The sequence below is a fragment of the Stenotrophomonas sp. 112478_Sma genome, assembly GCF_056479905.1.
In genome coordinates this window covers 2679083-2700877 of record NZ_CM151072.1, presented here as the reverse complement: position 1 = coordinate 2700877, position 21795 = coordinate 2679083, and the positions used below count along the sequence as shown (strand labels likewise).

The following is a 21795-nucleotide window of genomic DNA, read 5'->3' as shown; positions in this document are numbered from 1 at the left end:
AAAATCTGATTCGGACAGAAGGGTGATAAACGACAAAAATGAACGCGCCCTGCGCTTGCTTTCGTTAAGCGGCCGCTTGCTGCGACACGCTAGCCCCCACCGCAGGCACTCAGGCAGCGGTCGCGTATTTCCCCGCACTTGATGTCCGGAAGGCGATTCCGGCAGAAATCCACGCTCGCCTGGCATGATCGACGAAGATCCCTGTCCTGGATTTCTTCGCAGTTGCCACCCCATTGGGATGCCGAGCCCAGGCAGCCGCTATTGCTTCCGGCGGAATGACAGCTGGCATAGTGGTCCCGACACTGGTCCATGCATTGGCGTGCAGCCGTGGTTTCACGAGCCCCCTGCGCCAGATAGGCGTCGCCATGGCTGCTGCAGGATGCCATTGCAACGACAGCCACGAATACGAGTAGTTTGCTCTGCACTGCAGCAGACCCTTTCAATTGACCGTATCAGGCTCCTCATCATCAGCCGGCCGATTCCATTTGGCCTGGGTGGCTGTGCTGATGCGGAGATTCAAACAGGATGCGATATCACTGTGCCGACTGGGTGGACCCCGAAGACATCAGGCAGGCCTTGTTTGTGATGAAATCCAGATAGATGGAGACCTTGCGCAGGCTGCCGCCGCCCAGCACATAGCGCGTCTTGCTTGGATGGTTTCCAGTGGATGTGCTGATCTGCAATTCTGCAGAGCCGTCCAAGGTCTGCACAACGGCTTCGCGCGCGACCGATGCTCTTCGCTGCTGTCCTTGTACGCCTTGAACAACACTGTGTTGAACTGAACCTGGTGGCAGAGCCACACCGATTGGCAGGGCTTCCATCAACTCGCCACTGTTACCAGTATCCAGCATTGCTTCCTGGCGCTTGCCGTCAACAGTAATGAACAACCTTGGGACGGTCTGCGTACCGCTCAGGTCTGCCGCCGAGAACATCGGGGCGTCGCAGGCCGGAGCGGCAGATCCCTCCGCGAGCACCTGCAGGCCATCCTTGCCGATCAGGACTCGGCCGAGACGAGATAGAACATCGAGGCCAAGAAGGTTCGCAGGAATGCGTTCGCTGACGGATACCAATGGCTGCGAGATGATCAAGGGACCAAACTGGAGGGTCTGTGGCTGGGCGATCCTGCTGCGCTGTTGTGAGTCGCCCAGCACGCCGGAAAGCGTGAATCCCTCCATGAGCGGGGGCGCAGTTATCGCCGCGGGATGCACTATGGTCAGTGCCGAGCCTGTGTCGACCAAGACCTCAACAGTCTTACCGTCAATCTGCAGTTGCGCCATGTTGGGATAAGCGACACGGCCGCCGTCATGATCCTGGCTGGACGCTACCGTAACCGTTCCTGTGTGCATGGCGATGCGTCCTTTGCCAGATGAATCGACTTTGGGAGCGGGCCGACCGGCCATCGCGGCGTAGTCTGGAATGCGGGTGAATACATCGACGTTTCCCAATGTTTTGCCCCGCTTCTCCGCAGCGGCCCGAACGCGCTCCCGCGCCTGCATCGACAGGCGTGCCCATGCAGGCAGGTCACCCGCTACCACCTCGACGCCAGCTCGCAGTGCTCCGCAGACAGTCAGCCCGGCCAGATGCGTAGTCTGCTGCGCCATCTGGATACATTCATCTGACGCTTCGCGGGCTCCAGGAACGTCCAGCAGAACGCGGCGTTCGGCGGCCCTGGCCATCTTCTTTACGACGGTATTGGTTGCATTGACCTGCAGCTGCCGTAGTGCAGCGACATCACCTTGAGCCAGCGCTTGGCTGACCGGCGTGGGGTCGTTGAATATCTGCGTGACGCGGGTTGTCTCAGCGGCACCAGCACAGGATGAAACGAGCAGCAATGCAAGTAAAAGGGGACGCATGGGACTCCAGATGGATGCCGCGTCCGCGAACGCGGCATCCCAAGAGGGATCAAGGACTCTTGTTGTAGAGGAACTGGGCTTCGCCCTTTATGTCGTTGTCCGCTGAGTTGTAGATCAGGTTGATCTGAAAGCCGAAGCCTGCGCCGATATCCCAGTAGTAACCACCATTGACGGTGGAGGTCCAGGAACCTTCGTTCAGCTGCCACTTGAGAAGACTGCCATCGTTGCCGACGAAATCCAATGTGCCCTTGCCGTCCTTGAAGGTGCCGTCGGTGTTGAACTTCAGCTCGGTGCTGACCGTCCACTGGCCGAATTCATTGGGAATCGGGTAGGTCAACACCGCTTTGTTGAAGCCCGGCTCGCCATTCTCGCCCGGCGTGTAGGTCAGCTTGCTTTCAAAAGGCTTGACATCGATGAAGGTGAAGTCTGGCTGTCCATCGCCGTCACCACCGCCGTCGCCACCACCTCCATCACCGCCGCCACCGCCACCGCCGCCGCCGCCATCTCCCGGATCCCACGGATCGGGCCAGTCCGGCGGATCCGGGTTGGGACCCCAGTCGTCCGGTGGGGTCACATCGACCGGCGGCAGATCGGTGGTGTCCACCTGCGCGCCACCGGAGACCAGTGCACGTTCTTCGGGGGAGAGATCACGAACTCCACTTGCAGACATCTCACAACTCCTTGTTTGTCCGATGCAGATTACGGATGCGTCGTTGCCGCCTTCATGCGGCCCTCGGACATTTATCACACGAAGTGGACAGTGCTCTGTCAGAAAAGTCTGATTTGGACGGAAGGGTGATAGACGACAAAAATGAACGCGCATCGCACTTGCGCCACGACGATTCTTCATCTTGAAGTAATGCGAATGTGCTATTTGACCTTCACGCAGTTGCTGCGCTAAACACCACACCTCACGCTCGAAGCAAGGAGTTGCACGCATGCAGGAAAATGGAATTCGCGAGCTGTCGTTGGAAGAGCTCGCGCTGGTTTCTGGCGGTGCGCAGATGGACACCACCGATCTGCCTCCGGTGGATGCGTTGCCGCCCGATGACGGCGGCTGGCCGGATATCGATCCGCCAGACTGGACCGATCCGTGGGACCCGGGCGATGGCGGCGGTGGTGGCGGCGGTGGCGGTGGCGAAGCGCCGCCGAGCGCGTATGAGCAGGTCGATGGACAGGCTGACACCATCGCGCGTGAGGTGGAGGCACTGATCAAGGCCGATCCGGGTTATCAGAGCCAGGAGCTGGGCACGGTGATCTACCGCGACGCAGTGACCGGTGAAATCAAGACCAGCCCACTGGCGCGCGGTGATGCCAGCAATCCCGGGGCCATCAGCTATCCGCTGCTGGAGTGGGGCATCTCGCCGGGCCAGGTGGTGGGCATCATCCATTCCCATCCAGCCGGGGTCTTCCCGTCGGAGACGCATGAGGTCAACAAGTACCCGTCCGACAACCGCACCGTTGGCGGCGTGGCCTATGAGGGCGGGGACTGGGGTGTGGCCGATCTGCTGCGCGACAACGGCATGAATGCCGAAGAGTTCCGCTACTACATCATCGGGCCCGATGGTGTGACCCGTGAGTATGATTTCAACGACCGCGATGCGGAAACGCTGGGTACGACGCTATGAAGATAGAGGCCGCATGGGCGGTGGCCGTTCTGGCGGTGGGCGCAGCAGCCTGTGCGCCGGTGGCGCGTGCCGATTCGCCAGGGCTGGCGGTGCTGCGCAGCGAAGATGGGCTGCCTGCGAACCGCTACACCTCGCAGCACCAGATGAGTTGTGGCAGCCGCGTGTTCGAGCTCGTGGTGGAATCGCCGGGTCCGGTCAGGTTGACTGGCCTGAAGGTGGATGGCGTCGCGGTTCCTGCCGCGCAGCTGCAGGCCATCAATGCACAGGTACCGGAGCGCTCCTGGTTCCAGGGCATCGCCTCGTCCTGCACGTCGGCCCGCCAGTCGCTGACCCTTCAGCTGTCATCGCCGCAGGGGGCGGTGACCATCCCGCTTTCGTTCAAGGATGGCGTGCTGGTGCCGGCGGCACCCGCCCGGTAACGCAGGTGCTGCAGGCTGCCGGCCCCTGCGCGGGGCCGGCAGCACGACCGCCCGTCAGAAGCGGTAGGCCGCCTGCACGTACACCCGGCGCGGTTCCCCGGGGAAGTGGCCGTTGCGGGCGATGAAGCCGCTGGCCGCATACACCTTGTCGAACAGGTTCTTGACGTTGGCCTGGAACTGCCACTGCTTCCACGTGGTCTTCCAGCTCATGTCGAACACGGTGTAGGCCTTCACGCTCTGTCCGTCCAGGCTGATGCGCTCGCCGACATGGTCGGCACCGAAACCAATGGCCGAATTCAGCGCAGGCAGGTCGTAACGCGTCCACAGGCCGAGCGTGTTGCGCGGTGCATTGGCGAAGCGGTCTCCGGAGGCGTTGGTGATGCCGTTCGGGCCCGCATCCTTCACCCGTGCGTCGTTGTACGCGTAGGTGAGGTTCACCACCCAGCGATCGGTCACATCGGCCAGCAGATCGAGTTCCATGCCGGTGCTGCGCACCAGGCCCAGCGCGGCGAGCTGGTTCACGCCTGCGATCACTTCGCCGGTGGCCTGCACGATGTTGCTGCGGTCGATGCGGTAGGCCGCCATGTTCAGGGTCACACGCTCGGCCAGCAGCGACTTCATGCCTATCTCCCACTGTTTGCTGCGTTCAGCGTCGAACGGGCCGCCGGCAGCACGGTCCTGGTTGGCCGCGCTCTGTGGCACGAATCCGCTGGCCACGTTCGCGTACAGGTTCAGCCCCTCGCGCACAGTGAAAGTGCTGCCCAGCCGCCAGCTGAGGTCGTGCCCATCCACGCTGCTGCCGCCGAGGCGATCTTCGTCCTTGAAGCCATCCCAGCGCAGGCCGGCCAGCACATGCCAGCGCGTGCCCAGCGCAAGTTCGTCCTGCAGGTAGCCGCCGTAGCGTGTGCTGCGCGTGGAGGTGCTGCGCCAGGGCAGGGTAGCCAGAGCGTAGTCGTGCCAGGTGCTGGCGCCATACACTGGATTGAACAGGTCGATGCCACGCACCGGCCCCGCACCGCGCGCGAGGTCGGCACTGTTGGCGGTCTGCGCGGTGAAGTCGGCATCGAGCTGGTACACGTCAGCGCCGAACAGCACTTTATGCTCGATGCGGCCGGTACTGACCCGCCACACGGCATTGCCGTTGACAGTAAACGCCTCGTTGTCGCGGATCTGGTTGCGCAGCTGGCGCGTCATCCACTCGGCCACGCCATCGCGATCGCGGTCGATCAGCCCCATCGGCTCGTGATACATCTGATGCTCGTTGTTGGTGAACCAGCGCGCGGCGAAATCCACATCCAGATTCGAGGCCGGCGCAAAGCGATACTGCGCCAGAGCGACCTTCGCGCGCATGTCGAGGAAGTCGCTGGCCTCGTTGTGGTTCCAGCGGCGATCGGTCAGGAACGTACCTGCGTCATTCACCGGTACACCCCGCAGGCGGTTGCCGCCCAGGTTCTGGGTGATGTCGGTGAACTGCAGGGTCAGCTCGCCGGTATCGCCCACATCGAAGGCCAACGATGCATCGCCGATCACGCTTTCGCTGTCGGTGTTCCAGCGCACACCCTGCTCGGTGTCGCCGTACAGACCGGCGCGGTAGCGCACGCGGCCGGCCGCATCCAGGGGGCCGGTGGCCTCGACCGAGCCGGCGCGGAAATCCTCGTTGCCCAGCTGGACTTCGATGCGGCGCTCAGCCGTGGCCCGGGGTTTGCGGGTCACATAATTGATGACGCCGCCGGCATCACCACCGCCATACAGTGCGCCGGCCGGACCCTTCAGCACCTCCACCCGCTCGATGTTGAACAGCTGGGGCACCGCGAAGCCCGCATACGGGTCGCCGCGCAGACCGTCATAGAGCACGTTTTCCTGGCGGAAGCCACGCAGCGTCACGCCCGCATAGCTGAAGAAACTGATGCCGCTGATGCTGCGGTACAGGTCGGTCACCTGGCGCGCCGCCTGGTCGTCGATCAACTCGCGCGGCACCACCTGCACCGATTGCGGCACCAGCTCCAGCGGAGTATCGGTGCGGGTGCCAACCGCGGCGTCGTCAACCCGGTACAGCGTCTGTGCGCGGCCACGCACTTCGACCTTGTCGAGCTCGGTGGTTGCGGTGGTGGGCGGTGCAGCGGCCTGTGCCAGGGGTGCCAGGGGCAGGGCAAGGGCCGCGCACAGCGCGCGGCGGCGGAGCGGGAATAGGGTCATGGGAGGGGATTGGCAACCGCAAATGAGAAAGATTAGCATTTGCAGTGATGCTGTGCCTATTCCCTGATGGCGCGATGGACATCGGGGCCCGCGCTGAGATCGTTACGCCCGCACCGCCGCTACGTCCCTTTGACCTGCGGCCTCGGTCATCACGACGGCGAGCTGCTTGAGCGAGTAGGGCTTGCGCAGCAGGGTGAAGCCGTGGCCGGGGTCGCGTGCCAGCAGCTCGCTGTAGCCGCTGGTCAGGATGATGGGCAGATCCGGAAAGCGATCGCGCACGTGCCGGGCCAGTTCCAGGCCGTTGGTGCCGGGCATCACCACGTCGCTGAACATCACATGGAACCGCGTGGCGTCCTGTTCCAGTTCGGCAAGAGCCTCATTGGCATTGCGGGCCAGTACCACCTCATAGTCGAGTTCGCGCAGGGCTCCGACCGCGAACTCGGCCACATCCACGTTGTCCTCCACCACCAGCACGCACAGCCCGTGCCCGTGCAGCAGGCCCGGCTGTGCCGCCGGCCGCACCACCGTCTCGCTGGAACGGGTGAGCGGCAGATACAGCGTGAACCGGGTACCGACGCCAGCCTCGCTCTTCACGTCCACCTCGCCTTCGGACTGCTTGACGAAACCGAATACCTGGCTGAGGCCCAGGCCGGTGCCGGCACCAATGCCTTTGGTGGTGAAGAAGGGTTCGAAGATGCGATCCACCACGCCCGGGTCGATGCCAGAGCCGGTATCGGTCACGCTGATGGCGGCGAAGTCACCTTTCAGCGGTGCCGCGAAGCGGACCGAAGGCACCGCCGTAACCTGCTCGACGTCGATGGTGACCGTGCCGTGGCCGTCGATCGCATCGCGCGCATTGACGGCGATGTTGATCAGCGCGGTGTCCAGCTGGGTGCGGTCCAGCAGCACCGGCAGCGGGCGATCAGGCAGGTTGACCGACACCTGGATGCGTGCCCCCAGTACCGTGGTGATGATGTCCGACAGGGCCTGCACGCTCTCGCACAGGTCGAACACCTCCGGTGACAGGCTCTGCCGGCGCGAGAAGGCCAGCAGCTGCGCCGTCAGCCGTGTGGCCCGGTCCGACGCATTGCCGATCGCCTGCACGTAGCGGCGTCGCGGATCTTCCGCCGGCCAGGTATGCAGCAGCATGTCCACCGAGCCGGTGATGACCTGCAGCAGGTTGTTGAAGTCGTGCGCGACGCCTCCGGTGAGCTGGCCGATGGCTTCCAGCTTCTGCGACTGCCTGAGCTGCTCACGGGCCCGCACCAGTTCCAGGTGCGCCTCGCGCGCCTGTTCGGTGATCGCGGCCACCTGGCGGCTGTGCAGGTCGCGCTCGATCACGCGTTCGGTCTGCTCGCTGACCACGCAGATGATCCCGGCGACGGCACCGCTGGCATCGCGCAGAGGCGAATAGGAGAAGGTCCAGAAGGTCTCGCGCAGCGTGCCGTCGCGGTCCATCATCAGCGGCAGGTTCTTGAAGCTGCGGCTGCGGCCCGCGAACGCCGCATCGATGGCATGCTCCACATCGGCCCAGACGTCAGACCACACCACGTCCAGGCGGTTGCCCATGGCGCCGTGCAGCTTGTCACCCAGCATCGGCAGGTAGGCATCGTTGAAGAAGAATGCCTTTTCGCTCAGGCCCCAGGCGATCCACAGAGGTTCCGGAGAGTCGAGGATCATCGCAAGCAGCGTGCGCAGCTCGCAGGGCGCCTGTGCCGCCGCCGGCGAGCGTGCCCAGTCGCTGTCCTGCAGCAGGCGATAGGCAAGCTGGTCGGGTGCGGAGACGGGAAGGGGGAAAGGATGCATGGCCGTCGGCGCGGGAAGGTGCGGCAGCATAGCCGAACCGATGTCAGCAGGGCCTGCACATCGCCAATGGGTCGGGGCAACCGCAGCGGCTAGCCTGGCTCCTGGCCTGGTTGCCCGGCCAGGGCGTGCCGGCCTGCCGGCGTCAGGTCGATGTCCGCATCCTCGGCCTGCACCGCAAAGCCCGCATTCACTGCCCAGGTCGCAGCGTCACCGCGCACCGGCTGCGCGTCGGCGATGTCCTGCAGGATCCTGATCTGCGCTGCGGTCAGCCCCATCGCCTCATACCCCCAGCAGCGACGGGAGCTGCCACTCAGAAACACGCGCATGGCTGATCGGCTGGTGGCAGCCGCAGCGCTCGCAGCGGAACAGTGCACCGCCTGGCAGCTGCAGCAGTGTGTCCTCGCTGGCGGAGGTGGTCTCCGCGCAATGGTGGCAGGTGACGGTGAGCGCGGTGATGCGTTCAACGCCACCGGACAGGTTGAAGACGGCTTCGAAAGCGCGGATGACAGGGTGGGACATAACCGCTCGCGAGTAGTACACGTCCGCATCCTCGCCTGCCACCCGTGACGGTGCAGTCAGCTGCGTGCATCGACCGGATCAAGACGCCCCACCGTCAGAGCTCCTTCCTTCAGAGCTCCTTCTTCTTGCCGCTCAGATCCAGCGGCGTGTCATCGCCCTTGCGCTCGCTGGACCAGACTTCAAGACTCTTGTTGCAGCGGCTTTCGCGTGCGGCGACCTGCGGCGGCAGGTCCTTCAGGTGCGGTGATTCCTGGCAGCCCGAATGCATGGCCGTGTCGTCATAGGTGGCGCAGGCAGCGAGCGAGGCAAGCATGACGGCATAGACCGAGGCGCGGAGCGCGGCGGGGGCGAAGCAGGTAGGCATGGACGGCATCCTGGGAAAGTGGGGGTGCCCTGATTCAATAATGTGACCCCGTGCCGACGCAATCGGTCTGCCTGCACTTGTTATTCAGTAACAAGTGTGGCGATACTCTGCGGTTGTGGCATCTGCGGGCTACGCGACGCAGATCATGAACAGTGCGGACAGCGCCAGCATCAGCATGAAGACCCGCCGGCTCAGGGCCAGGCAGGCCAGGCAGGCGGCCAGGGCCCAGGCCGCCAGCAGGACGCAGGTGAGCAGCCACAGTCCGGTGGTCATCAGTGACCCTGCAGCAATGGCTGACAGGGCGGACGCCTTGAACAGCGCGATACCCAGCACACTGCCCAGCACGCCGGCCTGCAGGGCGACCGCGTCATGGTGGGCAGGGGCACGGCGGGGAGGCATTGCGGTCCGGACGATCGACCAGGGGGTGTTGATCGAAGTCTGCCCGAACGGATATCCACGCCATGTGTAGTACCGTCGGCGGCCGCCGCAGGCCTGCCTGCCGCGTGCGGCGCCGCGGGACGGCCGGAGGACAGCAGTGTCAGTGACTGCGGGCGACCGTGCGTGCGCGGTTCTTTTCCAGCATCACCGCTACGCACCACAGCAGCAGGCCACCGAAGGCCGTGGCTGCGCCGACATAGCCGGTGGTGGCGGGACTGAAGCCGGCGCTGATGGCCATGCCACCCAGCCACGGCCCCAGCGCGTTGGCGGTGTTGAACGCGGCATGGTTGGAGGCCGCAGCCAGCGTCTGCGCTTCTCCCGCCACATCCATCAGGCGGGTCTGCAGCACGGCGGCGAGCGCACCCATGGTGCCCACGGTGATGATCATCGGGCCGATGGTCCACACCGACTGCGCAGCCAGCGGATACAGCAGCAGCATTACGATCGACCACGCCAGTACCAGCGCGGCGGCCTTGAAGTGGAATCTGTCCACCAGCCAGCCGCCGGCGATGTTGCCGATGATGGCGCCGATGCCGAACACACCCACGGCGAGCGGCATCCACGATTCGGCAACCCCGGTCACCTGCACCAGGGTCGGCGCAAGATAGGTGAACACACAGAACATGCCGGCGAATCCGACCGCACCGATGGCCAGTGCCAGCCATACCTGCGTGGTGTTGAAGGCGCGCAGCTCGCGCATCGGCGAGGTGCGCACCTCCTCCGGGTCGGGCAGCAGGAAGCGCGCGATCATCGCAACGGTGGCAATGGCCAGCAGGGTGACCAGCGCAAACGCCGTACGCCAGCTCAGTTGCTGGCCCAGCCAGGTGGTGAGCGGGTTGCCGATCAGGATGGCGATGGACAGGCCGAGCAGCACGCGCGACATCGCCTGGCCGCGCTGGCCGGCCGGGCTGATCGCCGCCGCTACCAGCATCGCCACGCCAAAGTAAGCGCCATGCGGAAGGCCCGCGACGAAGCGCGCGATGAGCATGGTGGCGTAGTTCGGTGCCAGCGCGCTGGCCAGATTGCCGACTGCATAGAAGCCCATCAGCGCCAGCAGCAGGCGACGGCGTGGGAAGCTGGCGCCGACGAACGCCAGGACCGGTGCACCGACCACCACGCCGATGGCGTAGGCGCTGATGAGATGGCCGACCTGTGTTTCGGTGATCGACAGGCCACGACTGATTTCCAGCATCAGGCCCATGCTGGCGAACTCGCTGGTACCGATGGCAAAGCCGCCGAGCGACAGGGCGAGGATGATCAGGGTGCGCTGGCGGGGCGTCAGCTGCGCGGCCAGGGAGGAATTGGGGCTCATGCGGGGGCGCAGGGGGCGGGGGAGCAGGCTATTGTACTGCTGCACCGCAACAGGGGTCATCGCCGGCTGCCAAGAATCAGCGTCCGGCCAGTGGTAGTGCTGCGCACCGCATGTTGACGGAATCTCCATTTCCATGAACATCTCCATAGCGGAGCAGAGCACCGTGCGGGTGCCTGCCCAGGCAGCTGCATCGCTGTCTTCCGCGAGACCTCCGCGGTTGGACAATCGCGGATGCACGGTTGTTACACCCTTCGTTCCCTGTCGCGGCGGTCTCCGGGCCGGTGCGTGGCCTAGCTCAAGGTGCTCCATGACACTTTCCGTCCGTACTGAAACGCCGGCCGACATCGCCGCCATCCATGCCCTGACCACCGCCGCTTTCGCCACGGCCGGACACAGCAGTCACACCGAGCAGTACATCGTTGATGCGCTGCGCGAGCGCGGCGAGCTGAGCATCTCGCTGGTGGCCGACGCGGCCGGAGAAGTCATCGGCCACGTCGCTGTTTCGCCGGTGTCCGTCAGCGACGGCAGCAGCGGCTGGTACGGCCTGGGCCCGATCTCGGTGCTGCCGGAGCGACAGGGGCAGGGCATCGGTGCCGCATTGATGCGCGCGGCCATCGAGGCCCTTCGCCAGCAGCACGCGCGAGGCTGCGTGTTGCTGGGCGAGCCGGCGTACTACGGTCGTTTCGGCTTCCGCGCCGAGCCGGGGCTGGTGCTGCCGGGCGTTCCTGCCGAGTATTTCCAGGCGCTGTGCCTGCAGCCGCCACTGGCGCAGGGAGAGGTGCGCTACTCCCGGGCGTTCGAAGCGACCGCCTGATCGCGGGCGTTCAGCCCGCGTGCCGAAGGTGGATCAGCGGATACGGACGGCCCTGCGAATCCAGCGCTGAGCGGCCGGTCTCGATGAAGCCCATGCGCAGGTAGAACCCCACTGCCTGCGCATTCTGCGCATTGACGTCGGTGCTCAGCTGCGGATGCAGGGCCAGTGCGTGCTGCAGCAGCTGGCGGCCGATGCCGGTGCCGCGCACGTCCGGGTCGATGAACAAGGCTTCCAGATGCGTTCCGTCGATCAACATGAAGCCCAGAGGACGATCATCTGCATCCACGGCCACGGTGGTCGGCGCCTGGGGCAGGAAACCAGCCACTTCAGCATCGATGGCCAGGCGGTCTTCAGGGCTGAGGAAGTCGTGGGTGGCGTCGACGGCGCGGCGCCACAGGTCGACGAGTGCGGCACCGTCATCGGCGCGCGAGGGGCGCAGGGTGGTCATGGGCGGGAACGTGAAGCGGGCAGGCAGCACAGTATGACGTCATTCTGGCATCCGCTGCGCAGCCCGGCGTTACACTGTGCGCCTGAGCTCCGCCGCCTCACGGAAACCGCCATGACCGACGCCCCGGGTGTACCGGTGCACGACGCCGACGAACAGTGGATGCGCCATGCGTTGGCGCTGGCCGAACGCGCGCAGCGCGAGTTCGACGAGATCCCGGTCGGTGCGGTGCTGGTCGGTGCCGACGGCCAGCTGCTGGGTGAGGGCTGGAACCTCAATATCGCTTCGCACGATCCCAGCGCGCATGCCGAGATCGTGGCGATGCGTGCCGGCGGCAAGGCGCTGGCCAACCATCGACTGTTGGGCAGCACGCTGTACGTGACGCTGGAGCCCTGCGCGATGTGCGCGATGGCAATCGTGCATGCGCGCGTGTCGCGGCTGGTCTACGGTGCCAGCGACCCGAAGACCGGTGCCTGTGGCAGCGTGTTCGACCTGCTGGGCGACGCGCGCCACAACCACCGCGTGGAGATCCACGGCGGGGTGCTGGCCAAGGAGGCGAGCACGCGGCTGACCAACTACTTCCGCGCCAAGCGCGGCAAGCCGCCCCTGTTGCTGGAAGGCCCGGCGGACGAGGGATGAGCAGCGAAAGGGTATGATGGGCGCCCCTTTCCTTTCCCGGCGGCCCGCGGGCCAGCCCTGCAGCGAGACGACACGATGGTGGAGAACGGCGCGGCCAACGAGCGATTGATCTGGATCGACCTGGAAATGACCGGGTTGGATACCGACAACGATTCGATCATCGAGATCGCCACCGTAGTGACCGATGCCCAGCTCAACGTGCTGGCCGAAGGACCGGAATTCGCCATCCATCATCCGCTGGAGACGCTGGAGGCGATGGACGAGTGGAACCGCAACCAGCATCGTCGTTCCGGCCTGTGGCAGCGCGTTCTGGACAGCAGCGTGACCCTTGCCCAGGCCGAGGCGCAGACGGTGAATTTCCTGGCGGAGTGGATTCCGGCTGGCCTGTCGCCGATGTGCGGCAATTCGATCTGCCAGGATCGCCGCTTCCTGCACCGGCAGATGCCGCGCCTGGAGAAGTACTTCCACTACCGCAACCTGGATGTGTCCACGGTGAAGGAACTGGCCAGGCGCTGGGCGCCGGGCGTGGCCGCTGGCGTCGGCAAGAACAGCAGCCATACCGCACTCAGCGACGTGCATGATTCGATCAACGAGCTGCGCCACTATCGCCGGTTCATGGGCGCGCTTTCAGGGTTGCCGACTGCCTGAACGACGACGCCGGGCATGGCCCGGCGCTACCCATCGTTCAACCGCGTGGCGCTACTATCGGCCCATGAACGAGCCGATCCTGCTGCCGCGCGATATCGCCCACGACGCCCGCGACTGGTCCGACCTGCAGCGGGCGGTGGCACTGCTGGAGGCGCCGACCCTGACCGCGCGCATGGCCAACCTGGTCGGCACGCCGCTGGAGTTCGCAGTGAAGGCCCTGCCGACGTCGGTGTCCAGCCGCATCCACGGCGCGGTGCAGGCGGCGCTGTCGAAATCCGCGCAGGCGGCGCTGTGGAGCATGGACAATTCACCCGGCAAGGGCGCATCCACCCGCTGGCACAAGGTGGCTGCCGCAACGTCCGGCGCGGTCGGCGGTGCCTTCGGTTTTGCCGCGTTGTTCATCGAACTGCCGGTGTCGACCACCATCATGATGCGCGCCGTGGCCGATGTGGCGCGCAGCGAAGGCTTCGACCTGTCCGAGTTCAGCACACGCCAGGCCTGTCTGGAAGTGTTCGCGCTGGGCGGCAATTCGCCGCGCGACGACGCCAGCGAGACGGGCTACTACCTGGCCCGCGGCTTCACCACCGATGTGATGCGCCACCTGTCGGCCGAGCTGGCCGGCCGCGTGGTGACCGGCCGCCGCGACCTCACCCTGGGCGTGGCGCCGAAGGAGGCCGGCAAGCTGTTGGCCAAGCTGGTGGAGAAGGTCGCCGCGCGTTTCGGTGTGGTGGTGACCGAGAAGTTCGCCGCGCAGGCGGTCCCCATCGTGGGTGCTGCCGCCGGCGCCACGCTCAACACCATGTTCACCGACTACTACCAGGACATGGCACGCGGGCATTTCATCGTGCGCCGGCTGGAGCGCAAGTACGGTGAGGATGTAGTGCGCACCTGCTATGACCGCGTGGCGCATGGCGGCGCCCTGATCGAGCCGACGCTCTAACCGGTGTCGGGGTCAGATCCCTCTGCCGTGCAAAGGGATCTGACCCCGGGCGAGACCGCGGGCGAGCCTATCATTGCCCCGGCGGAACAACTGTTTTGCCAGTCCGTGCCTGTTGCCCGGCGGGCGCCATCCCCATTCTTTGCGGCACTCCCCCGCAAGAGATGGCCGACATGCTGTTCACTCCCCACCGCCTGGGCGCACTGACCCTGCCCAACCGCATCGTGATGCCGCCGATGACCCGTTCGCGTGCGGCCCACGGTAATGTTGCCACCGCCGAAATGGCGGCGTACTACGCGCAACGTGCCGGCGCCGGCCTGATCATCAGCGAAGGCACCCAGATCAGCCCGCAGGGCCAGGGTTATGCCTGGACCCCGGGCATCCACAGTCCGCAGCAGGTACAGGGCTGGCGCCAGGTCACCGATGCGGTGCACGCGGCCGGCGGACGCATCTATGCGCAGCTGTGGCACGTGGGCCGTGTTTCGCATGTTGCCCTGCAGCCGAACGGTGAGGCTCCGGTGTCGTCGTCGGCATTGCTGGCCGAAGGCGTGAAGGTGTTCGTTGACCCGACCGGTGCCGGTCCGGAGGCCGGCGTCGGCGAGATGATCCAGCACTCGATGCCGCGCGCCCTGCGCGAGGACGAGATTCCAGGCATCGTCGAGGACTATGCACAGGCGGCGCGCAATGCACTGGCGGCGGGCTTTGATGGGGTCGAGCTGCATGGGGCCAATGGCTATCTCATCAACCAGTTCATCGATTCGCAGGCCAACCAGCGCACCGATGGCTACGGTGGCGCGCTGCAGAACCGGCTGCGCTTCCTGCGCGAGGTGACGCGGGCGGTGGTCGAGGTGGCGGGCGGCGACCGGGTGGGGGTGCGCCTGGCGCCGCTGACCACGCTGCAGGGGGCGGTGGACGATACGCCGCAGGCCACCTATCTGGCTGCCGCGCATCTGCTGGGCGGGCTGGGTGTGGGCTACCTGCACATCGCCGAAGCCGACTGGGACGACGCACCACCGATGCCGCTGGCATTCAAGCAGGCGTTGCGCATGGTCTATCCGGGAACACTGATCTACGCCGGCAAGTACACCGCCGAGCGCGCCGAGCAGGCACTGGCCGAAGGCTGGGCTGACCTGATCGGCTTCGGCCGGCCGTTCATCGCCAACCCGGACCTGCCGGAGCGGCTGCGCCAAGGTTCGGAACTGAACCTGCCGGACCGCGCGACGTTCTTCGGAGGCGGGGCGGTGGGCTTCACCGATTACCCGACGCTGGAAAAGAGCGTCGCTGCCTGATTCCGCATCCGCCGGGCATGGCCCGGCGTTACCCGTGCCGACCGGTCGAGCAGGTAACGCCGGGCCATGCCCGGCGAGCGCGCAGCGCGGGATGAGGCGCGGCGGTCAGGGCGTGTCGCGCACCAGCGCGTCGGCCTCGACCACGCCACCGTCCTTGCCGTGCAGGTACAGATGCATGTCCTGCTGCGGGTAAGGAATGTTGATACCAGCCTTGTCGTAGCCCAGCTTGATCTGCTCGAGCAGCGTCACCTTCGTGCCGAACCAGTCGGCCGACTTCACATAGCAGCGGATGCCCAGATTGATCGCGTGCGCGCCCAGCTCGTAGACCACCACGTCCGGCACCGGCGTCTGAAGTACGCGCGGGTCGGCCTTCATCAGCGCGAGGGCGGTATCGCGCGCCAGCTGGATGTCGTCGTCGTAGCCGATGCCGACCACCAACTCGACGCGACGGGTCGGTTCGGCCGTGAGGTTGATGATCGGCGCCGCGGTGATCAGGGTGTTCGGAATGGTGGTGTGCTGGTTGTCAGCGCCGGTGATAACGGTCTGGAAAATGCGCACTTCGCGTACCGTGCCGGTCTGGCCGGCGACCGTCACCACATCGCCCACGCGGAACGGGCGCAGGGTCACCAGCATCACGCCTGAAGCGATGTTGGACAGCGAATCCTTCAGCGCCAGGCCGACGGCCAGGCCTGCGGTACCGAGCACGGCCAGCAGCGGGGTGATCTGCACGCCCAGCGTGCCGATGGCCAGCACCACCACGATCACCAGCGATGCGGCGTAGACCACGTTGCGCAGGAAACTGCCCAGCATCGGGTCCACGCCCATGCGCGCGGTCGCGCGCGGCATCGCGTTGGACAGGCGGCGTGACACCCACAGGCCGACCAGCAGCACCACGATGGCGGCCAGCAGTGGCACGCCATAGGTTTCCAGCAGTCGCTCCCAGTCCAAGGTGTGGAACCAGGATGACGTGGCGGGCGTAGCGGGTGCGGCGGCGATCATGCGGGTGGTCCTCTGCTGCGAAAGGGAGTTGCCCAGGGCAGGGCAGGGCGTGCGCGCACGCCAGAAACAGCAAGCCCCGCAGAGGCGGGGCTTGCATGCAGCAGCAGTATGGGCGGACGTCGATGAAAACGACGTCAGCCTGCAGCCTTCAACGCATCATGCGCTGGCCTTCAGCTTGGCCAGGCGCAGCCAGGTATCGACCACGGTGTCCGGGTTCAGCGACACCGATTCAATGCCTTCCTGCATCAGCCATTCGGCCAGGTCCGGGTGATCGGACGGGCCTTGGCCACAGATGCCGACGTACTTGCCCTTGGCCCGTGCCGACTTGATCGCCATCGACAGCAGCTTCTTCACTGCCGGGTTACGTTCGTCGAACAGATGGGCGACGATCGACGAGTCGCGGTCCAGGCCCAGGGTGAGCTGGGTCAGGTCGTTGGAGCCGATCGAGAAGCCGTCGAAGATCTCCAGGAACTCATCGGCGAGCAGTGCGTTGGACGGCACTTCGCACATCATGATGATCTTCAGGCTGTTCTCGCCCTGCTTCAGGCCGTTCTGGGCGAGGACTTCCACCACCTTGCGGCCTTCTTCCAGCGTGCGCACGAACGGAATCATGACCCAGAGGTTGTCCAGGCCCATTTCGTTGCGCACGCGCAGTACGGCCTTGCACTCCAGCGCGAAGGCAGCCGAGAAGCTCGGATCGACATAACGGCTGGCGCCGCGGAAGCCGATCATCGGGTTCTCTTCGTGCGGCTCGTAGTTGCTGCCGCCGATCAGGTTGGCGTACTCGTTGGACTTGAAGTCCGACAGGCGCACGATCACCGGGTTCGGCGCGACCGACGCGGTGAGGGTGGCGATGCCCTCGGCCAGGCGGTCCACGTAGAAGCTGACCGGGTCGCCATAGCCGGCGATCTTCTCGTCGATCTTCTTCTTCGTTGCCGCGTCCTGGCGGTCGTACTCCAGCAGCGCGTTCGGGTGGATGCCGATGTGGCTGGCGATGATCATTTCCAGGCGCGCCAGGCCGATGCCGGCGTTCGGCAGCTGGCCGAAGTCGAAGGCACGTTCCGGGTTCGCCACGTTCATCATGATCTTCAGCGGAGCCGGCGGCATGTTGCCCAGATCGGTGGTGGTGCGCTCAAAGCCGAGCTTGCCTTCGTAGATGAAGCCGGTATCGCCTTCAGCGCAGCTGACGGTGACCAGCTGGCCGTCTTCGATGACCTTGGTGGCGTTGCCCGAGCCGACCACGGCCGGTACGCCCAGTTCGCGGGCGATGATCGCGGCGTGGCAGGTACGGCCACCGCGGTTGGTGACGATGGCCGAAGCGCGCTTCATCACCGGTTCCCAATCGGGATCGGTCATGTCGGCAATCAGCACGTCGCCCGGCTGCACGCGGTTCATGTCGTCCAGCGTCTTCACCACGCGGGCCACGCCCGAACCGATCTTGGCGCCCACGGCACGGCCTTCAGCCAGCACGTTACCGCCCTTCTCGGTCAGCGCGAAGCGCTCGATCTGGGTGGCGTGGCTGCGCGACTTCACCGTCTCCGGGCGCGCCTGCACGATGAACAGCTTGCCGCTGACACCGTCCTTGGCCCACTCGATATCCATCGGGCGGCCGTAGTGCTTTTCGATCACCAGCGCCTGCTTGGCCAGTTCCTGCACGTCCTCGTCGCTGATCGAGAAGGTGTTGCGCAGTTCGGCCGGAGTGTCCTCGATCCTGACGCGCTCGCCGGGAACGTCCGAATACACCATGCGGATCGCCTTGCTGCCGAGCGAGCGGCGCAGGATCGCCGGCTTGCCGGCCTGCAGGGTGGGCTTGTAGACGTAGTACTCGTCCGGGTTGACCGCGCCCTGCACGACCATTTCGCCCAGGCCGAAGGACGAGGTGACGAACACCACGTCGCGGAAGCCCGATTCGGTATCCAGGGTGAACAGCACGCCGGAGGAACCCACGCCCGAGCGCACCATCAGCTGCACGCCGGCGGACAGGAACACGTCCTCATGCTTGAAGCCGTGGTGTACGCGGTAGGCGATGGCGCGGTCGTTGTACAGCGAAGCGAACACTTCCTTGACCTTGTGCACGACATCGTCGGCACCGGTGACGTTGAGGAAGGTTTCCTGCTGGCCGGCGAACGAGGCGTCGGGCAGATCTTCGGCGGTGGCCGAAGAGCGCACCGCCACGGCCACGTCGCCGCCGCCGTTCTCGGCGCTCAGCTTGGCGTACGCGGTCCGGATGTCCTGGTCCAGCTGCGGCTGCAGCGGAGCGTCGATGACCCAGCCACGGATTTCCTTGCCGGCCGCGGTCAGCGCGGTAACGTCCTCGACGTCCAGCGTGGCCAGCTTGTCGAAGATGCGCTTGGACAGATCGTTGTGCGCGATGAAGTCCTTGAAGGCTTCAGCGGTGGTGGCATAACCGCCTGGCACCGACACGCCCAGACCGGCCAGATTGCCGATCATCTCGCCCAGCGACGAATTCTTGCCGCCTACGCGGGCCAGGTCGGCCAGACGCAGTTCGTGCAACCACAGGATGTTCTCGTTCAAGCGCGATGCTCCGTTTGGCCATCGCCCGAGGCGGGCTGTAATGGCCGCGTCCGTAGGAAGAAGCCGATATGATGCCGGGCAGAGTACCGTCGGCACAAGCTTGTGCTGGCGGCCTTTTTAGGCTTCGTAGGGGGTAAAAGCGCGCATGTCGACCATCCGCCCGGTGTTCTATGTTTCCGATGGAACCGGTATCACCGCTGAAACCATTGGACATAGCCTGCTGACCCAGTTCTCCGGGTTCAGCTTCATTACCGATCGCATGTCGTTCGTCGATGACCCCGAAAAGGCCCGTGAAGCCTGTGCCCGGATCCAGGCGGCGGGGGAGCGCTACCAGGTCCGGCCGATCGTGGTGAACTCCTGCGTGGACCAGAGCCTGAGCCTGATCCTGGCAGACAGCGGGGCGCTGATGCTGGACGTGTTCGCGCCGTTCATCGAGCCGCTGGAGCGGGAACTGTCCAGCCCGCGCTTGGCCCGGGTCGGCCAGGCCCACGGCATGGTCGATTTCGACACCTACCACCGCCGCATCAATGCGATGAACTTCGCCTTGACCCACGACGACGGCATCGCGGTGAACTACGACGATGCCGACGTGATCCTGGTGGCGGTGTCGCGGGCCGGCAAGACCCCGACCTGCATCTACCTGGCCCTGCACTACGGGGTGCGCGCAGCCAACTACCCGCTGACCGATGAAGACCTGGAAAGCGACCGCCTGCCTGCGCGGCTGCGCAACTACCGGCGGAAGCTGTTCGGCCTGACCATCGACCCGGACAGGCTGCAGCAGATCCGCCAGGAGCGCCGGCCGAACTCGCGCTACGCCAATCTGGAAACCTGCCGGCGCGAAGTGGCTGCGGCCGAGACCATGTTCCGCATGGAGAGGATTCCGACCCTGAGCACCACGCACACTTCCATCGAGGAAATTTCCAGCAAGGTGCTGGGCACGCTGGGGCTGCAGCGCGAAATGTACTGATCCTCTCCCGGCGGCGCCGACGATGCCGGGCCACGCTTGATGGCTGCGCTGCGTGCTCGCCGGGCATGCCCCGGCGCTACCCGTCGGCGCGTGGCTGGACAGGGACGATCGCGGCCGGTGGGTTGGCTGCGGCGTGAACCGCCCCCACGTTGAACCACCAACGTGTAGGATCGACCCATGGCCCGAGCCTTGCCCCGAACCGAACGCATTCCCCGCCTGAGCCGGCTGAGCTGGCTCATGGGCCTGTATGCGGAAAACTACCGGCACCTGGTGCGCCTGTTCGCACCGGCCGAGCTGGTTGCGGGCAGCTACATCTCTTCGGTGGGTGATGGTCTGGATGTGCGTCTGGACGTGATCGAGTGCCATCGCTACACCGTCGAACTGCGCCTGACCTACGACCTGGCCGACCCGGTGACCGGCGAGCCGGACCCGTCGGCCTATGTGCGCCTGTACCGCGACGCACGCCAGGCTGAAACCACCCATTGCTACGTCGGCCGCCGCTGGCAGGACACCATGGGGCTGTATCCGCCGCCGGCCGAACTGATCAGCCACCGCATGCGGATGAACACCTTCCTCGGCAAGTGGCTGGAATACCTGGCCGAGCGTGGCCATGGCGTGGCCACCCTGCGTCGCGATCCGGACGGCAGCGCGGCAGCCGATGGCGAGCGTCGCCTGTCGCTGGTGCGCTGATCGGCCATAATCCGGGGCTGACCTGCCGCCGGATGCCGCCATGCCGTATACCCCGATCGTCGCCACCCTGGGCTATGTGCTTTCGCCCGACGGGCGCCAGGTGCTGATGATCCATCGCAATACCCGCCCCGGCGACCACCATCTGGGCAAGTACAACGGCCTGGGGGGCAAGATCGAGCCGAGCGAGGACGTGGCAGCCGGCATGCGCCGCGAAATCGCAGAGGAAGCCGGCATCGCGTGTACCTCGATGCGTCTGCGCGGCACCATCAGCTGGCCGGGTTTCGGCAAGCACGGTGAGGACTGGTTCGGGTTCGTGTTCGTGATCGATGGCTTTGAAGGCAGCCCGCATGGCGGCAACCATGAGGGCACGCTGGAGTGGGTGGACCTGGACAAGCTCGACACGCTGCCGATGTGGGAGGGCGACCGCAATTTCCTGCCGCTGGTGTTCGATGCGGATCCGCGTCCATTCCACGGGGTGATGCCCTACAAGGACGGACGCATGCAGAGCTGGTCGTTCAGCCGGCTGTGAACTGCGTCGAGGCAGTGTGGATTAATACCCGGGTGATATTGACGCCATAAAATTGCCCGGGTAATATTTCCGCATCGCCCCGGTGCCCGTGCCATGTCCAATGCTCCCCTTCCGCCGTTCAGCTGCTTCGACGGTCATCGACTTGTCGCTTCCGGTACGCCGGACGTCGCCGCGCTGGCGCTCAGGCAGCTGCGTGCCGATGCGGCCGCCGGCCCGCTGCTGGTGTTCGACAACGCCACCGGCCTTACCCGGGATTTCGACACGCGTGGCAGCGTCGCGCAGCTGCTGGTGCGTATCGCCCAGGCCTTCCCGGCATCACGCCCGGACGCCGATGTGCAGACGGCGGCCACCGATGAACCGGTGGTGGCGCGCGGGCGCGGGCGACCGAAACTGGGTGTGATCGCGCGCGAGGTCACGCTGCTGCCGCGTCATTGGACCTGGTTGGCCGGACAGCCGGGCGGCGCCTCGGTGGCGCTGCGGCGGCTGGTGGAAGCGGCCAGCCGGGCCGGTGCGGATCTGGACCGGCAGCGCCGCAACGCCGAGCGCGCGTATCACTTCCTGCAGACCATCGGCGGCGATCTGCCCGGCTTCGAGGAAGCCACGCGTGCGCTGTTCGCGCACGACCGCGCGCGCCTGCAGGCTGTGCTGGAAAGCTGGCCTGTCGACGTACGCAGCCACGCTTTGCGTCTGGCCTTCGACGAACCTGCCGGCAGCACCGACGACTGACCTGCCGCCCCGCACATGCAAGCGGCCGCGCTGACCGCGGGC

The 21795-nt window shown here is 65.7% G+C and carries 23 protein-coding genes; 11 read left to right on the top strand and 12 right to left on the bottom strand.

Annotated elements, in window-relative coordinates:
- Positions 1-533: 533 nt before the first annotated feature.
- Both ACZK08_RS12355 and ACZK08_RS12350 read right to left on the bottom strand, forming a co-directional pair.
- Positions 534-1853 carry a retropepsin-like aspartic protease gene (locus tag ACZK08_RS12355; protein ID WP_081284461.1) on the bottom strand — a complete coding sequence of 440 codons (1320 nt, stop codon included), beginning with the start codon at positions 1851-1853 and terminating at the stop codon, positions 534-536.
- A 49-nt stretch (positions 1854-1902) separates the two neighbouring features.
- Positions 1903-2523 (bottom strand): hypothetical protein, encoded by a 621-nt coding sequence (locus tag ACZK08_RS12350; RefSeq protein WP_053517857.1) that lies wholly within the window; start codon positions 2521-2523, stop codon positions 1903-1905.
- Between the two features lie 268 nt (positions 2524-2791).
- Here ACZK08_RS12350 and ACZK08_RS12345 point away from each other — a divergent pair, with 268 nt between their 5' ends.
- Positions 2792-3481 (top strand): hypothetical protein, encoded by a 690-nt coding sequence (locus ACZK08_RS12345; protein ID WP_065183042.1) that lies wholly within the window; start codon positions 2792-2794, stop codon positions 3479-3481.
- Positions 3478-3900 carry a hypothetical protein gene (locus ACZK08_RS12340; RefSeq protein ID WP_053517859.1) on the top strand — a complete coding sequence of 141 codons (423 nt, stop codon included), beginning with the start codon at positions 3478-3480 and terminating at the stop codon, positions 3898-3900. The genes ACZK08_RS12345 and ACZK08_RS12340 overlap by 4 nt, the downstream gene beginning before the upstream one ends.
- 54 nt (positions 3901-3954) lie before the next feature.
- On the opposite strand, the gene ACZK08_RS12335 is transcribed toward ACZK08_RS12340, so the two are convergent.
- From ACZK08_RS12335 to ACZK08_RS12305, 7 genes are all read right to left on the bottom strand, one after another.
- A complete protein-coding gene (locus ACZK08_RS12335; protein ID WP_065183041.1) occupies positions 3955-6096 on the bottom strand; it encodes a TonB-dependent siderophore receptor in 2142 nt (713 codons plus the stop codon).
- A gap of 102 nt (positions 6097-6198) precedes the next feature.
- A complete protein-coding gene (locus ACZK08_RS12330) occupies positions 6199-7902 on the bottom strand; it encodes an ATP-binding protein (protein ID WP_065183052.1) in 1704 nt (567 codons plus the stop codon).
- An 89-nt stretch (positions 7903-7991) separates the two neighbouring features.
- Positions 7992-8177 carry a hypothetical protein gene (locus ACZK08_RS12325; RefSeq protein ID WP_065176251.1) on the bottom strand — a complete coding sequence of 62 codons (186 nt, stop codon included), beginning with the start codon at positions 8175-8177 and terminating at the stop codon, positions 7992-7994.
- 4 nt (positions 8178-8181) lie between these two features.
- Positions 8182-8421, bottom strand: coding sequence for a hypothetical protein (locus ACZK08_RS12320; RefSeq protein ID WP_053517863.1), 240 nt, complete (start codon positions 8419-8421; stop codon positions 8182-8184).
- Positions 8422-8530: 109 nt separating this feature from the next.
- A complete protein-coding gene (locus ACZK08_RS12315) occupies positions 8531-8785 on the bottom strand; it encodes a hypothetical protein (RefSeq protein ID WP_065183040.1) in 255 nt (84 codons plus the stop codon).
- A gap of 129 nt (positions 8786-8914) precedes the next feature.
- Positions 8915-9184 (bottom strand): hypothetical protein, encoded by a 270-nt coding sequence (locus ACZK08_RS12310; protein WP_053517866.1) that lies wholly within the window; start codon positions 9182-9184, stop codon positions 8915-8917.
- Between the two features lie 139 nt (positions 9185-9323).
- The gene (locus ACZK08_RS12305; RefSeq protein WP_053517900.1) at positions 9324-10535 is read right to left on the bottom strand and encodes an MFS transporter; all 1212 of its coding nucleotides are present in this window, start codon (positions 10533-10535) and stop codon (positions 9324-9326) included.
- Positions 10536-10842: 307 nt separating this feature from the next.
- On the opposite strand from ACZK08_RS12305, the gene ACZK08_RS12300 reads away from it, so the two are divergent.
- Positions 10843-11349 (top strand): GNAT family N-acetyltransferase, encoded by a 507-nt coding sequence (locus ACZK08_RS12300; protein ID WP_065182719.1) that lies wholly within the window; start codon positions 10843-10845, stop codon positions 11347-11349.
- Between the two features lie 10 nt (positions 11350-11359).
- On the opposite strand, the gene ACZK08_RS12295 is transcribed toward ACZK08_RS12300, so the two are convergent.
- Positions 11360-11797, bottom strand: coding sequence for an acetyltransferase (locus ACZK08_RS12295; RefSeq protein WP_065182778.1), 438 nt, complete (start codon positions 11795-11797; stop codon positions 11360-11362).
- Positions 11798-11908: 111 nt separating this feature from the next.
- Between ACZK08_RS12295 and tadA the strand changes: the two genes are divergently transcribed.
- The 4 genes from tadA to ACZK08_RS12275 all read left to right on the top strand — a co-directional run bounded on the left by tadA (position 11909) and on the right by ACZK08_RS12275 (position 15307).
- Entirely contained in the window at positions 11909-12433 is a 525-nt protein-coding gene (gene tadA / locus ACZK08_RS12290) for a tRNA adenosine(34) deaminase TadA (protein WP_053517868.1), read from the top strand.
- Between the two features lie 75 nt (positions 12434-12508).
- Positions 12509-13081 carry an oligoribonuclease gene (gene orn / locus ACZK08_RS12285; protein ID WP_053517870.1) on the top strand — a complete coding sequence of 191 codons (573 nt, stop codon included), beginning with the start codon at positions 12509-12511 and terminating at the stop codon, positions 13079-13081.
- Positions 13082-13145: 64 nt separating this feature from the next.
- Positions 13146-14021 (top strand): EcsC family protein, encoded by an 876-nt coding sequence (locus ACZK08_RS12280; RefSeq protein ID WP_065182720.1) that lies wholly within the window; start codon positions 13146-13148, stop codon positions 14019-14021.
- A gap of 170 nt (positions 14022-14191) precedes the next feature.
- Positions 14192-15307 carry an alkene reductase gene (locus ACZK08_RS12275; RefSeq protein ID WP_065182779.1) on the top strand — a complete coding sequence of 372 codons (1116 nt, stop codon included), beginning with the start codon at positions 14192-14194 and terminating at the stop codon, positions 15305-15307.
- Positions 15308-15412: 105 nt separating this feature from the next.
- On the opposite strand, the gene ACZK08_RS12270 is transcribed toward ACZK08_RS12275, so the two are convergent.
- Positions 15413-16306, bottom strand: a complete 894-nt coding sequence (locus tag ACZK08_RS12270) for a mechanosensitive ion channel family protein (protein ID WP_065182721.1) — start codon at positions 16304-16306, stop codon at positions 15413-15415.
- A gap of 156 nt (positions 16307-16462) precedes the next feature.
- The gene (gene ppsA, locus ACZK08_RS12265) at positions 16463-18841 is read right to left on the bottom strand and encodes a phosphoenolpyruvate synthase (protein ID WP_065182722.1); all 2379 of its coding nucleotides are present in this window, start codon (positions 18839-18841) and stop codon (positions 16463-16465) included.
- Positions 18842-18986: 145 nt separating this feature from the next.
- Between ppsA and ppsR the strand changes: the two genes are divergently transcribed.
- The 4 genes from ppsR (at position 18987) to ACZK08_RS12245 (ending at position 21753) form a co-directional block, all read left to right on the top strand.
- The gene (gene ppsR, locus ACZK08_RS12260; RefSeq protein ID WP_053517875.1) at positions 18987-19808 is read left to right on the top strand and encodes a posphoenolpyruvate synthetase regulatory kinase/phosphorylase PpsR; all 822 of its coding nucleotides are present in this window, start codon (positions 18987-18989) and stop codon (positions 19806-19808) included.
- A 177-nt stretch (positions 19809-19985) separates the two neighbouring features.
- Positions 19986-20498 carry a DUF1249 domain-containing protein gene (locus ACZK08_RS12255; protein WP_053517876.1) on the top strand — a complete coding sequence of 171 codons (513 nt, stop codon included), beginning with the start codon at positions 19986-19988 and terminating at the stop codon, positions 20496-20498.
- 40 nt (positions 20499-20538) lie between these two features.
- Entirely contained in the window at positions 20539-21027 is a 489-nt protein-coding gene (locus ACZK08_RS12250; RefSeq protein WP_053517878.1) for an NUDIX hydrolase, read from the top strand.
- Between the two features lie 93 nt (positions 21028-21120).
- On the top strand, positions 21121-21753 hold the full coding sequence (locus ACZK08_RS12245; RefSeq protein WP_065182723.1) for a DUF2239 family protein: 633 nt from the start codon (positions 21121-21123) through the stop codon (positions 21751-21753).
- The last annotated feature ends 42 nt before the right edge of the window (positions 21754-21795 follow it).

Excerpts from the sequence above, each read along its gene's own strand:
- ACZK08_RS12345 (WP_065183042.1), top strand. The coding sequence starts at position 2,792 with ATGCAGGAAAATGGAATTCGCGAGCTGTCGTTGGAAGAGCTCGCGCTG.
- ACZK08_RS12255 (WP_053517876.1), top strand. The coding sequence starts at position 19,986 with ATGGCCCGAGCCTTGCCCCGAACCGAACGCATTCCCCGCCTGAGCCGG.
- ACZK08_RS12325 (WP_065176251.1), bottom strand. The coding sequence starts at position 8,177 with ATGGGGCTGACCGCAGCGCAGATCAGGATCCTGCAGGACATCGCCGAC.
- ACZK08_RS12315 (WP_065183040.1), bottom strand. The coding sequence starts at position 8,785 with ATGCCTACCTGCTTCGCCCCCGCCGCGCTCCGCGCCTCGGTCTATGCC.
- ACZK08_RS12300 (WP_065182719.1), top strand. The coding sequence starts at position 10,843 with ATGACACTTTCCGTCCGTACTGAAACGCCGGCCGACATCGCCGCCATC.
- ACZK08_RS12355 (WP_081284461.1), bottom strand. The coding sequence starts at position 1,853 with ATGCGTCCCCTTTTACTTGCATTGCTGCTCGTTTCATCCTGTGCTGGT.
- ACZK08_RS12275 (WP_065182779.1), top strand. The coding sequence starts at position 14,192 with ATGCTGTTCACTCCCCACCGCCTGGGCGCACTGACCCTGCCCAACCGC.
- orn (WP_053517870.1), top strand. The coding sequence starts at position 12,509 with ATGGTGGAGAACGGCGCGGCCAACGAGCGATTGATCTGGATCGACCTG.
- ACZK08_RS12340 (WP_053517859.1), top strand. The coding sequence starts at position 3,478 with ATGAAGATAGAGGCCGCATGGGCGGTGGCCGTTCTGGCGGTGGGCGCA.
- ACZK08_RS12330 (WP_065183052.1), bottom strand. The coding sequence starts at position 7,902 with ATGCATCCTTTCCCCCTTCCCGTCTCCGCACCCGACCAGCTTGCCTAT.
- ACZK08_RS12350 (WP_053517857.1), bottom strand. The coding sequence starts at position 2,523 with ATGTCTGCAAGTGGAGTTCGTGATCTCTCCCCCGAAGAACGTGCACTG.
- ACZK08_RS12245 (WP_065182723.1), top strand. The coding sequence starts at position 21,121 with ATGTCCAATGCTCCCCTTCCGCCGTTCAGCTGCTTCGACGGTCATCGA.
- ACZK08_RS12305 (WP_053517900.1), bottom strand. The coding sequence starts at position 10,535 with ATGAGCCCCAATTCCTCCCTGGCCGCGCAGCTGACGCCCCGCCAGCGC.
- tadA (WP_053517868.1), top strand. The coding sequence starts at position 11,909 with ATGACCGACGCCCCGGGTGTACCGGTGCACGACGCCGACGAACAGTGG.
- ACZK08_RS12295 (WP_065182778.1), bottom strand. The coding sequence starts at position 11,797 with ATGACCACCCTGCGCCCCTCGCGCGCCGATGACGGTGCCGCACTCGTC.
- ACZK08_RS12335 (WP_065183041.1), bottom strand. The coding sequence starts at position 6,096 with ATGACCCTATTCCCGCTCCGCCGCCGCGCGCTGTGCGCGGCCCTTGCC.
- ACZK08_RS12250 (WP_053517878.1), top strand. The coding sequence starts at position 20,539 with ATGCCGTATACCCCGATCGTCGCCACCCTGGGCTATGTGCTTTCGCCC.
- ppsR (WP_053517875.1), top strand. The coding sequence starts at position 18,987 with ATGTCGACCATCCGCCCGGTGTTCTATGTTTCCGATGGAACCGGTATC.
- ACZK08_RS12270 (WP_065182721.1), bottom strand. The coding sequence starts at position 16,306 with ATGATCGCCGCCGCACCCGCTACGCCCGCCACGTCATCCTGGTTCCAC.
- ACZK08_RS12320 (WP_053517863.1), bottom strand. The coding sequence starts at position 8,421 with ATGTCCCACCCTGTCATCCGCGCTTTCGAAGCCGTCTTCAACCTGTCC.
- ACZK08_RS12310 (WP_053517866.1), bottom strand. The coding sequence starts at position 9,184 with ATGCCTCCCCGCCGTGCCCCTGCCCACCATGACGCGGTCGCCCTGCAG.
- ACZK08_RS12280 (WP_065182720.1), top strand. The coding sequence starts at position 13,146 with ATGAACGAGCCGATCCTGCTGCCGCGCGATATCGCCCACGACGCCCGC.